Genomic DNA, 14,080 nt, shown 5'->3' on the forward strand with positions numbered 1-14,080 from the left:
CGGGCCATGCGGCTTTTTGTCAGGCTCCTAGAGGGTTGGCCTGGGCAACATGGCCTGTCCGGCCCGTCGAGGAGTGCGGCGGGTGCGACCTCTGGCCGAAAGGATGGACGGGGCACGATGAGTCTTCGCTCGAAGGCACTGGGAGTCGTGCTGGGCGCGGGTGCGGCGGGGGTGACGCTGGCGCTCATGTTCGGCGCGGGGTGTGGAGGCCGCGCGAAACACGCGGTCGCGGAGCCGTTGCCCGCCGTGGAGCCCCAGGCGCTCCGTGCTCCGGCGGTCTTCGCCGCCATCGAGGACACGAAGGAACGCTCGCGCGCGCTGTTCCTGGAGGCGAGCCGGGTGATGCTGCATCCCCGGTGCGTCAACTGTCATCCCGCGGGAGACAGCCCGTTGCAGGGAGACGCCTTCCAGGTGCACGACCCGCCAGTGGCGCGAGGCTCCCACGACCAGGGCGTGCCGGGCCTGGAGTGCACGTCGTGTCATCACGACCGCAACGCACGGCTGGCGCGGATCCCCGGTGCGCCCCAGTGGCATCTGGCGCCCCGGGTGATGGCGTGGCAGGGGCGAACGCCCCGTGCGTTGTGCGAGCAGCTGAAGGATCCGGCCCGCAACGGGGGCAGGAGCCTGGCGGAGCTGGTGGAGCACTCCGCGCACGACGAGCTGGTGGGTTGGGGGTGGAAGCCCGGAGCGGACCGGGTGCCGGCGCCGGGAACGCAGGCGGAGTTCGGGGCGCTGGTGGCAGCGTGGGTGAAGGACGGCGCGGAGTGCCCGCGCGAGGAGAGCCGACCGTGAGCATCCGGGTGCGAGTGAATGGAACCGAGCACGAGCTCGACGTGGATCCGGAGATGCCGCTGCTCTGGGCGCTGCGCGACGTCTTGACGTTGACGGGGACGAAGTATGGCTGTGGCCAGGCGCTCTGCGGCGCGTGCGTGGTGCACATCGACGGGGCGGCGGTGCGCTCCTGCGTGACGCCGGTGCGCCGGGCGGAGGGCCGCGAGGTGATGACCATCGAGGGGCTGTCGCCGGATGGCTCGCACCCCTTGCAGAAGGCATGGGTGGAGCTGGCGGTGCCACAGTGTGGCTTCTGTCAGGCGGGGCAGCTCATGACGGCGGCGGCGTTGCTGGCGAAGAAGCCGAAGCCCACCGACGCGGAGATCGATCAGTCGCTGGCGGGCAACCTGTGCCGCTGCGGGACGTACACGCGCATCCGCGCCGCCGTGAAGAAGGCGGCGGGACTGCCGACCGAGTGAGGACGCCGACCATGGAAGACATCCGCATCCGTCTGTCGCGCCGTTCGGTGCTTGAAGGAATGGGGCTGGTGGCGGCGGGCCTGGGCCTGGAAGTGGTGCTGCCCGCGAGAGCGCATGCTGCGCCCATGCCCACGTCGCTGCCCGCGGTACCCACGGAGGGCCTGCGGGCGAACGTCTTCGTGCACGTGGCACCGGACGGGGTGGTGACGATCGTCTGTCACCGTTCGGAGATGGGGCAGGGCGTGCGCAGCTCGCTGCCGGTGCTGATCGCGGACGAGCTGGGCGCGGACATGGCCCACGTGAAGGTCGTCCAGGGTGACGGCGACGCGGCCTACGGAGACCAGAACACGGACGGCTCCAGCAGCGTGCGGAAGATCTTCGATGACCTGCGCTACGCGGGAGCGACAGCGCGCACGATGTTGGTGGCGGTGGCGGCGAAGCGCTGGAAGGTGGATCCGGCGGAGTGTGAGGCGCGCGACCACGCGGTGTTCCACAAGGGGGGCTCGCGGGTGTTGAAGTTCGGAGAGCTGGCCTCCGACGCGGCGAAGCTGAAGGTGCCGAAGAAGGACGCGGTGACGCTGCGGCCCCGGAGCGAGCTGAAGCATCTGGGCAAGGAGCTGCCGCTGCTGGACGGGCCGGACATCGTGACGGGGCGCGCGGTGTTCGGCGCGGACGTGGTGTTGCCGGGGATGCGCACGGCGGTCATCGCGCGCCCGCCCGTCGCGGGGGGCCGGGTCGCCCGCTACGACGCGACGAAGGCGTTGGCGGTGCCGGGGGTGCGGCAGGTGGTGGAGTTGCCGGCCGCGACGAAGCCCTTCCTGTTCCAGCCGCTGGGCGGACTGGCGGTGGTGGCGGACCACACCTGGGCGGCGATGAGAGGCCGCGCGGCGCTGGAGGTGACGTGGGAGGGCGGGGACAACGCGAGCTACGACTCGGCGGCGTACCGCGAGCAGTTGCTGGAGGTGATCGGCAAGCCGGGCAAGGTGGTGCGCAACGTCGGTGACGCGGAGGGCGCGCTGGCGAAGGCGGCGAAGCGGGTTCAGGCGACCTACACCACGCCGCACCTGGCGCACGCGCCGATGGAGCCGCCCGCGGCGGTGGCGAGGGTGGAGAACGGCGCCTGCGAGGTGTGGGCGACGACGCAGAATCCTCAGGCGGCGCGCAGCGAGGTGGCGAAGGCGCTGGGCATGGACCCGTCGAAGGTGACGGTGCACGTGACGTTGCTGGGGGGCGGGTTCGGCCGCAAGTCAAAGCCGGACTACGTGGTGGAGGCGGCGCTGGTGGCGAAGGCGGTGGGGGCGCCGGTGCGGTTGCAGTGGACGCGCGAGGACGACGTGCGCCACGACTACTACCACTCCACGAGCGCGCAGCGATTGGAGGCGGGCCTGGATGAGCAGGGCAAGGTCGTGGCGTGGCACCAGCGCATCGCGTTCCCGCCCATTGGCTCGACGTTCGCGGACGCGACCTTCGCGGGAGACGGAGAGATGGGGCAGGGCATCACGGACCTGCCGCTGGCGATCCCGGACATCCGGATGGAGAACTGCGAGGCGCGAGCGCACACGCGCATCGGCTGGCTGCGCTCCGTGGCGAACATCTACCACGCGTTCGCGGTGCAGAGCTTCATCGACGAGCTGGCGCACGAGCGGGGAACGGATCCGCGTGACACGTTGCTGGAGGTGCTGGGGCCGTCGCGGATCGTGACGCCGAAGGACCTGGGCGTGGCGAAGGTGCCGAACTATGGGCAGTCACTGGACGAGCACCCGGTGGACACGGCGCGGCTGCGGCGGGTGATTGAGAGGGTGACGGGGCTCGCGCGCTGGGACGAGCGCAAGCAGCAGGGAAGGGCGCTGGGACTGGCGGCGCACCGCAGCTTCCTGACGTACGTGGCGGTGGTGGTGTCGGTGGTGAAGGACGCGAGCGAGCGCATCCGAGTGGACGAGGCCTGGATCGTCGCGGATGCGGGCACCATCGTGAACCTGGAGCGCGTGCGTGCGCAGATGGAAGGTGCGGTGGTGTTCGGCCTGAGCCTGGGGCTCTACGGTGCCATCACGATGAAGGACGGCGCCACGGTGGAGAGCAACTTCCGGGACTACCGGCTGGCGCGGATCGCGGAGGCACCTCGGAAGATCCACGTCGACATCATCCCCAGCGACGGACGCCCCGGAGGCATCGGCGAGCCCGGTGTGCCCCCGGTGGCGCCGGCCCTGGCCAACGCCGTGTTCGCGCTCACGGGGACCCGCGCGCGCGAACTGCCGCTGGTGAAAACCGTGAAAGTGTAAGCAGGAGGGACGCAATGCTGGAAGATTTCTTGGATTACTTTCGCAAACCCTCGCACGTTATCGGTTTGATGCCCGCTAGCATCAGTTGGTGGTTTGTCCTCTGGGTTGTTGGCGGGGTTGGAGGAATCATCTGGCTGATCATCCGCCTCCGGCGAGGGGATGACCATCAGCGCGACACTCTTCGCGTCCCTCCTCAAATCGAAAAGAACTCCAAGCGCTGAATCGCGGTATTCGCGCTCACAGGGACGCGGGTGCGCGAGCTGCTCCTGGTGAAGACCGTGAAGGTGTGAGCCGGAGGCCGTCCATGCTGAGTGACTTGTCGTGCATGGGCGTCCTTCGCCCTCCGAGCTTTCGCCGTAGGCCTTGGGGCTTTAACCTGCGGGGAATGCGCTGCGGATCCCACCGTTGGTCCATCTCAGGCCCCTTCCTGACCATCGAGCACGAGGTCCGCTCCATCGATGGGTGGCTGTCGAGGGGGGCGCTCCTGGCGGCCGTGGCGTTCCCGTTGATCTCTTGGGTGACGGGCTTTCTCTCCGGCGACTGGCAGCTCTGGTTCCTGATGCTGGCTCTGGGCGTCGCGGCTGCTCACCATCTGGGTTCTCGGTGGAAGGTGTTGCTGAACCTGGAGACACGCACCCTGTGGCGCCGCACCGGTTACAGGGAGCTGGGCGGGCAGACGCAGCCCCTGGAGCCCTTCACGTCGGTGGCACTCGTCATGCGCGGTCGGTCGCCCGCCACGGATGGCCCGCTCTTCGAGAAGGTCTATTCCGTGGCGCTGAAGTCGCCCACGACGGTCGTCGTCCTGTCCCACAGCGATGATCGGGAGGAGGCCTTGGAGCTTGCGCAGGCTGTCTCACGGTTCCTCGGGCTGGGGCTGAGCGTGGAAGGGGGGCACAGCCGCGCCGTGACCGCGCGCCTGGAGGAGGCGCCGCTCACGGAGAAAGGCATCCCGGACCTGCCTTACGGCAGCGACATCCGCTTTACCCAGGGGGCTCGGGGCTTGACGGTGGAGCTGCCCCCGTGCGGATGGCAGCCCACCTACGCGGGGCAGGGCGCCTTCGCCGTGCTCATTGGCCTGGGTGGGCCCCTCTTCCTGGGGGTGCAGTTGCGGCGGGCGTTCGGCCCCCAATGGTTCTTCTCGACGGTGCCGTTGATTGCCACGGCCATCTTCGTCAGCTGCGGCGCCCTCATGCTGTGGCGCGTAGCCTGGATGGCCACCAGCGGCTGTACCCTCAACGTGTCGTCTCGGGGCCTTGAGTTGACACACCACGGACCGTGGCGGAGGAGGAAGGTCCTGCGGCTCCCGGCCTCGCGCATCCAGGACATCGACCTGCGAGACGCAAGGACCGATGTCTCCCGACGAGGCCGGGGCATTGTCATTGATCACGACCAGGGAACCGAGCTTCTGGGGATGGATCTCTCCCAGGAGGAACTCGAGTGGACGGAGAAGGTGCTGCGCGGGGCTTTGGCGACCCGGAAGGTTCCGGTGCCTGCCCTTCGAACCGAGCCGAGTTAGAGCAAGGACACCCCGGTCAATCCCAGTGCTCGCGTGAATCAAGCCCCCTGTCAGGGTGACGGAAATCTATTGTCAATCACAGTTCATTTCGGGAGGAAATCCATGTCTTTGGGCTGTCCGGGTTCAACCCACTGGGACTCGATACGGAGTCTACGGACCGAGCCCCGCGACCAGAGAAGGCCCTGCGTTCCCGCCTGGAGTCCGCCTAATCGCTCACTTGGGCGGCTCGCGTCCGGGCGAGACGAGAACTGGGACAACGCGCGGTCCGAACGCAACCTCACGGCGACAGGCTGTCCCCAGAAGAGCGCCTCCACTCCATAGAAGAAGCCATAGGTGAGCAGCCCTCCCACGAGGAGTCCTGTGACGAAGAACCAACCGCCTGAACGATGCCTGAGCATGTTCGGAAGCGTATCGGATCTCGGACGCACGGGTGCGGCACACCCGCGATTCAGTAGATTCGACACCGCCTGGAGGGTGTTGAGATCAGGTCGTTGATCAGGCCGAGCGCACGCACTCGCTCAAACTCTGGCGCTTTGCGAAGTTCCGTCGGGTTCTGATAGCCCAAAGCCCAGGCAAACCGAATCAACGCGGCAGCCTCCGTGACGTTTCCTTCTGCCGCCCTGAGCGCGGCGAGGTTCAGCATGGGTCCCGCCATGTCGGGAGCACGGCGCAAGACCTGGCGCAGGAGCGCTTCCGCCTCCCCCTTCCGCCCGCTGGAAAGCCACACCTCCGCAATCGCGGCATCCACCAAATCAGTGTCCGCCCCTTTCTCTCGCGCGGCGCGCAGCGTGGTCTCAGCTGAACGAAACATCCGAGCCGAACTCTGTGCCAGCCCGAGCGCTAGCAGGACTTCAGCCATGCGCTTCTCCGATGCCTCTTTTCGCAGCGTCGAGAGTTCGGAAACCGCATCCGCGCCGCGATCGAGCTGAATCAGGATCCTTGCTTTGAGAAGCCGGCTGTCAAACGAACCGCGCACATCGGCCGGTGCCATGGACCAGCTCGCCAAGGCCGCTTCGTATTCGCAATTGTTGGCAAGATGCTCGGTCATCCAGAGCGATTGGCCACGCGCGCTCGTAGCGAACAGAAGAAGGCAGACGACTCCCAGGGTCGATGCATGCATGTGTTGCATGAGAGTAGGCCTGTTGGCCTTGCCGTGCCGAGGTCGTCGAGCCAGGCCATGCACGGGCGTTTGACTATCTCTTCGCATCTGGCTGCGCGCTCCATCGTTGCCTTCCGAGCATTGTCCCCGACCGGCTGGTGATGAGCATAGCCGTACGCCATCGGAGAACGCTCGCATCGCCCAGTCGGAGCGCGAGCATGAGGTCCTTGGCGGGTCCTTCGTCCCTCCCCGCAGGGCCGTCACGCGTCCACTGGCCTGGGTCCACTGCGCGCGCGGGTTGAAGCCCGCTCCCCCCTGCGCTACACCGCTCCCCATTCGCTAGGGGCGCCTCCGGAAGGGGGCTGAGACGGACGCGTGGCCGCGCCCGACCCTTTGAACCTGAACCGGTTAGTACCGGCGGAGGGAAGCGGTGTGGGTGCTCCTGGCCCGTCCCGACTCCCGTCCGTTCTCACGAGGAGTCGTCCGATGAGTGGAGCGTCCAAGAGCCTGAAGGTCGACGGGAAGGTGCTGGAGGGGATCAGCCGCGGCCCGCTTCCCGCCTCGCGCAAGGTCCATGTGCCGGGGTCCCTGTACCCCGACATCCGCGTCCCCCTGCGCGAGATCTCCCAGACGCCCACGCGCCACCACGGCCACGCGGGCCCCGAGACGGCCAACCCCCCCGTCCACGTCTACGACTCCAGCGGCCCCTACACGGACCCGGCCGCGGACATCGACCTGCGTCGCGGCCTGCCCGCGCTGCGCGAGAACTGGATCCGCTCCCGGAACGACACGGAGGAGCTGGCCGGCATCACCTCCGAGTACGGCCGCGCCCGTGAAGCCGATCCGCGCCTCGCCGGCCTGCGCTTCAACCACATCCGCAAGCCCCGCGTCGCGAAGGCGGGCGGCAACGTCAGCCAGATGCACTACGCCCGCAAGGGCATCATCACGCCGGAGATGGAGTACGTCGCCGTGCGTGAGAACCAGAAGCTGGACGCGTCCCTCGCCGCCCAGCACCCTGGCCACTCCTGGGGCGCCGCCATCCCGCGCGTGATCACACCGGAGTTCGTGCGCGAGGAGATCGCCCGGGGCCGGGCCATCATCCCCGCCAACATCAACCACCCGGAGCTGGAGCCGATGATCATCGGCCGCAACTTCCTGGTGAAGATCAACGCCAACATCGGCAACTCCGCCGTCACGTCCTCCATCGAGGAGGAGGTGGAGAAGATGGTCTGGTCCATCCGCTGGGGCGCGGACACCGTCATGGACCTGTCCACCGGCCGCAACATCCACGAGACGCGCGAGTGGATCCTCCGCAACGCGCCCGTCCCCATCGGCACCGTGCCCATCTACCAGGCACTGGAGAAGGTCAACGGCAAGGCAGAGGAGCTCACCTGGGCCATCTTCCGCGACACCCTCATCGAGCAGGCCGAGCAGGGCGTGGACTACTTCACCATCCACGCCGGCGTGCGCCTTCAGTACGTCCCGCTCACCGCCAGGCGCCTCACCGGCATCGTCAGCCGCGGCGGCTCCATCCTCGCCAAGTGGTGCCTCGCCCACCACCAGGAGAACTTCCTCTACACGCACTTCGAGGAGATCTGCGAGATCATGAAGGCGTACGACGTCAGCTTCAGCCTGGGTGACGGCCTGCGCCCCGGCTCCATCGCCGACGCCAACGACGCCGCGCAGTTCGGCGAACTGGAGACGCTGGGCGAGCTCACGAAGGTGGCCTGGAAGCACGACGTGCAGGTGATGATCGAAGGCCCCGGCCACGTCCCCATGCACCTCATCCAGGAGAACATGACCAAGCAGCTCGCCGTGTGCCACGAGGCGCCCTTCTACACGCTGGGGCCCCTCACCACGGACATCGCGCCCGGCTACGACCACTTCACCAGCGGCATCGGCGCGGCGATGATCGGCTGGTTCGGCACGGCGATGCTTTGCTACGTGACGCCCAAGGAGCACCTGGGCCTGCCCGACCGCGATGACGTGAAGGAAGGCGTCATCACGTACAAGATCGCCGCGCACGCCGCGGACCTCGCCAAGGGCCACCCGGGCGCCCAGGCGCGCGACAACGCCCTGTCCAAGGCTCGCTTCGAGTTCCGCTGGGAGGATCAGTTCAACCTGTCGCTCGACCCCGAGCGCGCCCGCGCCTTCCACGACGAGACGCTCCCCGCCGAAGGCGCCAAGGTCGCGCACTTCTGCTCCATGTGCGGCCCGCACTTCTGCTCCATGAAGATCACCCAGGACGTGCGCGAGTACGCCGACAAGGTGGGCGTCAACGAAACGCAGGCGCTGGAGCAGGGGATGAAAGAGAAGAGCGAGGAATTCAAGAAGGCTGGCAGCGAGCTGTACCGCTGAAGCCAGCCGGCGGGCGGGGGCCTCCTGGCGCGGCCCCTGTCCACTGGATGACAGCCCCCGACACGGCGTGCCATGGTGCGTGCCATCGGGGCGCGCTCTGTCGCGCTCCCTTTGACTCCCGGAAGGGCTCTCATGGACATGGACCCCCAGCAGCGCGAGGATCAGCAGTTCGGCTCGTTCATCACGGGCTCGCCCACGGCGAGTTCGGATGAACGGATGATGGGGATGATGGCCCACCTGGGCGCCATCGCCGGCCTCGTGGTGGGCGCGGGCTTCCTGGGCTGGGCGGTGCCGCTCTTCCTGATGCTGACCAAGGGCAAGGAGTCCTCCTTCGTCCGCGGCAACGCGGTGGAGTCGCTCAACTTCCAGATCACCTCGCTGATCGCGATGGTCGTCTCCGGCATCCTGATGTGCGTGGGCGTGGGCCTCATCCTGATGCCGCTCGTCGCGGTGACGTCGCTGGTGTTCAGCATCATCGGCGGCATCAAGGCGAACGAGGGCCAGATCTACCGCTACCCCGTCAACCTCCGGCTGGTGAAGTAGTCCTCAGCCGCCAATGCCCATCATGGGCAGGAGCGTGGCGCCGTTTCCGGCCTCCGTGAAACGGTGCCCCTCCGGCTTGTCCCCCAGCGCGCGGCGCACGGCCAGGGCCAGCTCCGCGTCGGTGGCCCCGCCCCGGATGAGCTGGTGCAATGGCGCCTGCGCCCTGCCTCCCAGGCAGCTGCGCAGGTCTCCATTGGACGCCACCCGCACCCGGTTGCACCCGCCGCAGAAGTTCTGCGTCAGCGGGGAGATGAAGCCCACCCGCCCGCTGTCCGTGCGCCAGTAGCGCGCGGGCCCGGAGGTCGGCGAGGCGGCGCTCTCCGGCGGCTCCTCCGTCAGCACCCATCCGGTGGCCGCCAGGCGCTCCAGCAGCTCCGCGGTGGGAACGGGCGTGCCCTGGCCAAAGGGCATCAGCTCGATGAAGCGCGGGGTGATGCCGCGCGCGTGCGCGAAGGACACCAGCGCGGGCACCTCCGCGTCGTTGATGCCGCGGAGCACCACGACGTTGAGCTTCAGCGACTGGAAGCCCGCGCCCGCCGCCGCGTCGATGCCGCGCAGCACCGCAGCGAAGTCGCCCTGCTTGGAGATGCGGCGGAAGGTCTCCGGGGAGAGCGTGTCCAGGCTCAGGTTGAGCTGGGTGACGCCCGCCTCGCGCAGCGGCACGGCCAGGGGTTCCAGGCGGCTGGCATTGGTGGTGATGGCCAGGTGCTCCACGCCGTGAACGGCGCCCAGCTTCCGGGCGATGTCGAGGATGTCCGGCCGGGCGAGCGGCTCGCCCCCCGTCAGGCGCACGCGGCGGATGCCCATGCGCGCGAAGACGGAGACGATGCGCTCGAACTCCCCCGCGTCCAGCAGGTCCTTCTTGCCGCCCCATGAGGCCGGCGAGCAGTAGGAGCAGCGGAAGTTGCAGCGGTCCGTGATGCTCAGCCGCAGGTAGGTCATGCGCCGCCCCTGCGCGTCAGCGAGCGGCGGAGCGAGCGGATCAGGAGCGGGCAGGGGGGCGGTCATGACGGAGCCTTCCGCCTTCATGGATAACAACCCGCGTGGGAGCGCACATCGCTCCCCGGCCGGGGCTCAGCCTTCGGTGCCTGACGCTGAACGGATGGCGACCGGCGGCGCGCCGTGGGGCGCGGATGCGCTGGCGGTCGTGCCCACGGGCGGCGAGTCCGTCTCGTCATCCAGGTCGGTCAGCCGCGCCAGCTCGGATTCGGCCTCGGCGGCGTCGGCGGCGGCCTGCATGGGGTTGAGCTTCTTCTCGGCCATCTCCTTCTTGATGCGGATCAGGCCCTCCTCGCCGATGTCCAGGAACGCCTTCACCACGTCCGGATCGAACTGGGTGTTGGCGCAGCGTTTGATCTCCTGGATGGCGTTGGCGAACGTCGTGCCCTTGCGGTACGGCCGGTCGCTCGTCATCGCGTCCAGCGTGTCCGCCACCGCGAAGATGCGCGCGCCGATGTGGATCTCATTGCGCTGGAGGTTGCGGGGGTAGCCCGCGCCGTCGAACCGCTCCTGGTGCGACAGGACGATGTCCGCCGGGGTGGAGAGGAAGGGGATGTTCTGGATCATCTGGAAGCCGATCTCCGGATGACGCCGCATCTCCAGCCACTCGTCGGGGGTGAGCTTGCCGGGCTTGAGCAGCACCGCGTCCGGCACGCCAATCTTCCCGATGTCGTGCAAGAGCGCCCCGCGGCCAATCTCCTCCATCTCCTTGCCGCGGATGCCCATCCGGCTGGCGATGGCGCTCGTGTAGCTGACCACGCGCTGTGAGTGGTCGCTCGTCTCGTGCTCGCGCGCGTCCAGGGCCGCCACCAGCGCCAGCAGCGTGTTCTGGTACGTGTTGGCGATGTTGTGCAGCGCGCTGCGCAGCTCGGCGGTGCGGTCGCGCACCTTGCCCTCGAGCTTCTTCTGGTAGCGCTTGCGCGCCATCTCGATGCGCCGCTTGGCGAGCGCGCGCTCGATGGCGCGGATCAGGTCGGTGAGCTTGGGTGGCTTGAGCAGGTAGTCCACCGCGCCCCGGCGCAGACAGTCCACGGCGGACTCGGTGTCGCCGTAGCCGGTGAGCATGATGACCGACGTGTCCGGCAGCCGCTCCCGCAGGTTCTCCAGGAGCCACAACCCGTCGCGGCCCGGCATCTTCATGTCGCTGATGACGAGCGGCGTCTCTTCTTCACCCGCGATGTCGAGCGCCATCTCGGCGCCATTGGCGGCGACGCAGTTGTAGCCCTCCTCGCGGAGGAGCACGGAGATGACGTCGCGAACGGAATCGTCGTCGTCGACGATCAGGATTCTGGGCGGGGCGGGGGGGATGGCTTCCACGGCGGAAGATTCTAGAGGTTTCCAGGGATTAAAGGCGAACGAGTGCGAGAAATCATCACCCCCTCGCCTCCCTGCCATCCAGGGTGGGGTGCGAGCCCTGGCTTCCAGGAAAACTTCTCCCGTTCTGTCCGCATTCCCCACCGTCGGAGGTAGGGCGGGTGGGCGGCGCTTCAGCCGTGCGCAATTGTCCCGCGGTCGTAGCGGAACGGGGCGAGGTCCACGGAGGGCTTCTCTCCCAACACGGCCTGTGCGAGCAGCTTCGCGGTGATGGGGGCGAGGAGGATGCCATTGCGGAAGTGGCCCGTGGCCAGGAAGAGGCCGGGCATGGGGCCCTCGCCGATGTACGGCAGCGCGTCCTGGGTCCACGGCCGGAAGCCGGCCCACGTCTCCGTCACCGGTGCGCTCCCCAGGTCGGGGCACAGCTCCAGCGCCATGTCGAGGATCCGCGCGAGCCCCGCCGCCGTGACCTGCTTGTCGAAGCCCACGTGCTCCATGGTGCTGCCCGCGATGATCCGCCCGTCCGCGCGCGGCACCAGGTAACCCTTGGCGGAGGTGACGACACGCTCCAGCAGGGGCAGGCGCGTCTGCAACTGCACCATCTGTCCGCGCGCCGGGCGCACCGCCTGCGCCGACACGCCCGCGCCCTGGACCAGGGACGACCACGAGCCCGCCGCCAGGACCACCGCGTCGGCGCGCAGCACCTCTCCGTCCAGGTCCACGCCCACGGCGCGGCCTTGCTCGTGCACCACGCCGCGCACGTATCCACTCTTGAACACCGCGCCCACGCGCGCGGCGGCCATGGTGAGCGCGCGCACGAGCAGCCGGTTGTCGACCTGATGATCATCCGGGAAGTGCGCGGCGCCCTGGGCCCGCGGTGTCAGGTGGGGCTCCAACTCGCGCGCGGCCTTGCCGTCCAGCAGCTCCGCGCGCAGCCCCAAGGCGTGCTGCCAGGCCACGGTGGACTCCACGTGGTGGAGATCCGCTTCGTCGAATGCGACGCGCAGGAGGCCGCAGGGCCGGTAGGCGATGTCCACGCCGGACAGCTCACGCAGCTCGGAGGCGAAGGCGCCATAGAGGGCGCGGCTTCGCAGGCACAGCTCGAAGAAGGGGCCGGGGCCGTCGGACTCCCACTGCGGGGCGAGGATTCCGCCCGCGGCGCTGGAGGCTTCGGCGCCGGGGATGGAGCGCTCCAGCACGGTCACGCGCGCACCGGCCTGCCGCAACCGCAGCGCGATGCCGCAGCCCATCACGCCACCGCCCACCACGAGAACGTCGGAGGTCGCCATGCGCCGCTTGTGCTCAAGCATGCGCGGGTTTGCAAGCCTCAAGACAGGGTGCGACTGGGGGTGACTTGACGCCGGGGGGGCCTGTCGTTAACCCTAGGGTCGTGCGTTCCTCCTGTCTGCATCACCACCATGCGCATCATCGGCCGGCCCATGACGGGACCGATCGCCGCGCGCATGCCTGGGTGACGCACTAGAACGCACCCACTTCCGGCAGATGCCCGCAGTGACCGAAGGCCCGTCCCCCCAGGACGGGCCTTTTTTCGTTTCCGCCACCGCAGTCCCTCGAGCCCCCCATGTTGAAGATTGCCCTGCCGAACAAAGGACGTCTGTCCGAGGAAGTGCGCGAACTGTTCAACGACGCGGGCCTGGAGGTGCGCGCGCGCGGCGAGCGGGCACTGACCGCGTCGCTGGGCGGCGAGTTCGAGGCCATCTTCGTCCGCGCCCAGGACATCCCGGAGTTCGTCGCGGATGGCGCGGCGCAGGCCGGCGTCACCGGGTGGGACCTGGTGAGCGAGGCGGGGCGCGAGCTGGAGTCGTTGATGGACCTGGAGTTCGGCCGCTGCCGGTTGGTGGTGGCGGCGCGCGACGACAGCCGCATCGTCCGCGCGGAGGACGTGAAGGACGGGGCGCGGGTGGCCTCCTGCTTCCCGCGGCTGACGCAGGCCTACTTCCAGCAGCGCGGGCAGCGGGTGACGGTGGTGCCGGTGAGCGGCGCGGCGGAGATCGCCCCGCACCTGGGCATCGCGGACATCGTGGTGGACCTCACCTCCACGGGGTCGACGTTGAAGATGAACGGCCTGCGCGAGGTGGCCACCGTCCTGGAGTCCAGCGCCCGGCTGGTGGCGTGCCCGCGCAATGGCGAGGTGGCGCGGCGCGCGCTGGAGGAGCTGACGCAGGCGCTGGGGTCGGTGCTCGCGGCGCGGGGGCGGCGCTACCTCATGGCCAACGTTCCGAAGACCTCGCTGGAGCAGGTGCGCGAGGTGCTGCCGGGCCTCAACGGACCGACGGTGGTGGATGTGATGGATGGAGGCAACTTCGTCGCGGTGCACGCCGTGGTCTCGTCCCGGACCATCTACCGCACGGTCAATGCCCTGAAGGCCCTGGGCGGCCAGGGCATCCTCGTCACGCGCATCGAGAGGCTGATGGCATGAGCGCCCCCGTCCTCGAGTCCAGGGTGCCCCCGCCGAAGACCGTCCGGAGCTTCCTCGCCACGTTCACCGAGAGGAGCGCGGCATGACCCCGTGCGTTCACGAGTCCTGTCCGTTTCAGCCAAGCGGCGGTCGGAGCTTCCTTGTCACATGTATCAAGCGAGGCGAGCCATGACGGCCTGTGTTCACGAGTCTTGTGTGCTTCAGTCCGAGACGGGCCGGAGCTTCCTCGTCACGTGCATCGCGAGAGGTGAGGCATGACCGCCTGCGTTCCCGAATCCTGTG

Annotated in this window: 11 protein-coding genes and 1 riboswitch; of the genes, 7 read left to right on the forward strand and 4 right to left on the reverse strand. The window is 68.6% G+C overall.

Annotated elements, in window-relative coordinates; all coding sequences use genetic code 11:
- Positions 1 to 117 precede the first annotated feature (117 nt).
- The 4 genes from FOF48_RS23615 to FOF48_RS23630 all read left to right on the forward strand — a co-directional run bounded on the left by FOF48_RS23615 (position 118) and on the right by FOF48_RS23630 (position 5,045).
- Positions 118 to 792 carry an Isoquinoline 1-oxidoreductase subunit gene (locus FOF48_RS23615; RefSeq protein WP_143905020.1) on the forward strand — a complete coding sequence of 225 codons (675 nt, stop codon included), beginning with the start codon at positions 118 to 120 and terminating at the stop codon, positions 790 to 792.
- Positions 789 to 1,250, forward strand: coding sequence for a (2Fe-2S)-binding protein (locus FOF48_RS23620; RefSeq protein ID WP_143905021.1), 462 nt, complete (start codon positions 789 to 791; stop codon positions 1,248 to 1,250). The genes FOF48_RS23615 and FOF48_RS23620 overlap by 4 nt, the downstream gene beginning before the upstream one ends.
- Before the next feature lie 11 nt (positions 1,251 to 1,261).
- Positions 1,262 to 3,529, forward strand: a complete 2,268-nt coding sequence (locus FOF48_RS23625; protein ID WP_143905022.1) for a molybdopterin cofactor-binding domain-containing protein — start codon at positions 1,262 to 1,264, stop codon at positions 3,527 to 3,529.
- Positions 3,530 to 4,046: 517 nt separating this feature from the next.
- Entirely contained in the window at positions 4,047 to 5,045 is a 999-nt protein-coding gene (locus tag FOF48_RS23630) for a hypothetical protein (protein ID WP_143905023.1), read from the forward strand.
- A gap of 448 nt (positions 5,046 to 5,493) precedes the next feature.
- Here the strand turns inward: FOF48_RS23630 and FOF48_RS23635 are convergent, their stop codons facing one another.
- Positions 5,494 to 6,174 (reverse strand): hypothetical protein, encoded by a 681-nt coding sequence (locus FOF48_RS23635; protein ID WP_143905024.1) that lies wholly within the window; start codon positions 6,172 to 6,174, stop codon positions 5,494 to 5,496.
- 301 nt (positions 6,175 to 6,475) lie between these two features.
- Positions 6,476 to 6,587: riboswitch (TPP riboswitch) on the forward strand.
- A 43-nt stretch (positions 6,588 to 6,630) separates the two neighbouring features.
- Here FOF48_RS23635 and thiC point away from each other — a divergent pair.
- Together thiC and FOF48_RS23645 are read left to right on the forward strand one after the other, a co-directional pair.
- Entirely contained in the window at positions 6,631 to 8,502 is a 1,872-nt protein-coding gene (gene thiC, locus FOF48_RS23640) for a phosphomethylpyrimidine synthase ThiC (RefSeq protein WP_143905025.1), read from the forward strand.
- 132 nt (positions 8,503 to 8,634) lie between these two features.
- Positions 8,635 to 9,045 (forward strand): DUF4870 domain-containing protein, encoded by a 411-nt coding sequence (locus tag FOF48_RS23645; RefSeq protein WP_143905026.1) that lies wholly within the window; start codon positions 8,635 to 8,637, stop codon positions 9,043 to 9,045.
- A gap of 3 nt (positions 9,046 to 9,048) precedes the next feature.
- Here FOF48_RS23645 and moaA read toward each other — a convergent pair whose 3' ends face one another.
- The 3 genes from moaA to thiO all read right to left on the reverse strand — a co-directional run bounded on the left by moaA (position 9,049) and on the right by thiO (position 12,647).
- Positions 9,049 to 10,053 (reverse strand): GTP 3',8-cyclase MoaA, encoded by a 1,005-nt coding sequence (gene moaA, locus FOF48_RS23650; protein ID WP_143905027.1) that lies wholly within the window; start codon positions 10,051 to 10,053, stop codon positions 9,049 to 9,051.
- A 66-nt stretch (positions 10,054 to 10,119) separates the two neighbouring features.
- Positions 10,120 to 11,361: an HD-GYP domain-containing protein gene (locus FOF48_RS23655; RefSeq protein ID WP_143905028.1), complete on the reverse strand. Its 1,242-nt coding sequence runs from the start codon at positions 11,359 to 11,361 to the stop codon at positions 10,120 to 10,122.
- Positions 11,362 to 11,531: 170 nt separating this feature from the next.
- Positions 11,532 to 12,647, reverse strand: a complete 1,116-nt coding sequence (thiO, locus tag FOF48_RS23660) for a glycine oxidase ThiO (protein WP_143905029.1) — start codon at positions 12,645 to 12,647, stop codon at positions 11,532 to 11,534.
- Between the two features lie 293 nt (positions 12,648 to 12,940).
- Here thiO and hisG point away from each other — a divergent pair, with 293 nt between their 5' ends.
- A complete protein-coding gene (hisG, locus tag FOF48_RS23665) occupies positions 12,941 to 13,798 on the forward strand; it encodes an ATP phosphoribosyltransferase (protein ID WP_143905030.1) in 858 nt (285 codons plus the stop codon).
- Positions 13,799 to 14,080 lie beyond the last annotated feature (282 nt).

This window comes from Corallococcus sp. Z5C101001, assembly GCF_007352635.1.
GTDB lineage: Bacteria > Myxococcota > Myxococcia > Myxococcales > Myxococcaceae > Corallococcus > Corallococcus silvisoli.

Bases quoted from the DNA above. Each gene is read 5' to 3' on its own strand.
- moaA (WP_143905027.1), bottom strand. From the start codon at position 10,053: ATGACCGCCCCCCTGCCCGCTCCTGATCCGCTCGCTCCGCCGCTCGCT.
- FOF48_RS23645 (WP_143905026.1), top strand. From the start codon at position 8,635: ATGGACATGGACCCCCAGCAGCGCGAGGATCAGCAGTTCGGCTCGTTC.
- FOF48_RS23625 (WP_143905022.1), top strand. From the start codon at position 1,262: ATGGAAGACATCCGCATCCGTCTGTCGCGCCGTTCGGTGCTTGAAGGA.
- thiO (WP_143905029.1), bottom strand. From the start codon at position 12,647: ATGGCGACCTCCGACGTTCTCGTGGTGGGCGGTGGCGTGATGGGCTGC.
- FOF48_RS23635 (WP_143905024.1), bottom strand. From the start codon at position 6,174: ATGCAACACATGCATGCATCGACCCTGGGAGTCGTCTGCCTTCTTCTG.
- hisG (WP_143905030.1), top strand. From the start codon at position 12,941: ATGTTGAAGATTGCCCTGCCGAACAAAGGACGTCTGTCCGAGGAAGTG.
- FOF48_RS23615 (WP_143905020.1), top strand. From the start codon at position 118: ATGAGTCTTCGCTCGAAGGCACTGGGAGTCGTGCTGGGCGCGGGTGCG.
- thiC (WP_143905025.1), top strand. From the start codon at position 6,631: ATGAGTGGAGCGTCCAAGAGCCTGAAGGTCGACGGGAAGGTGCTGGAG.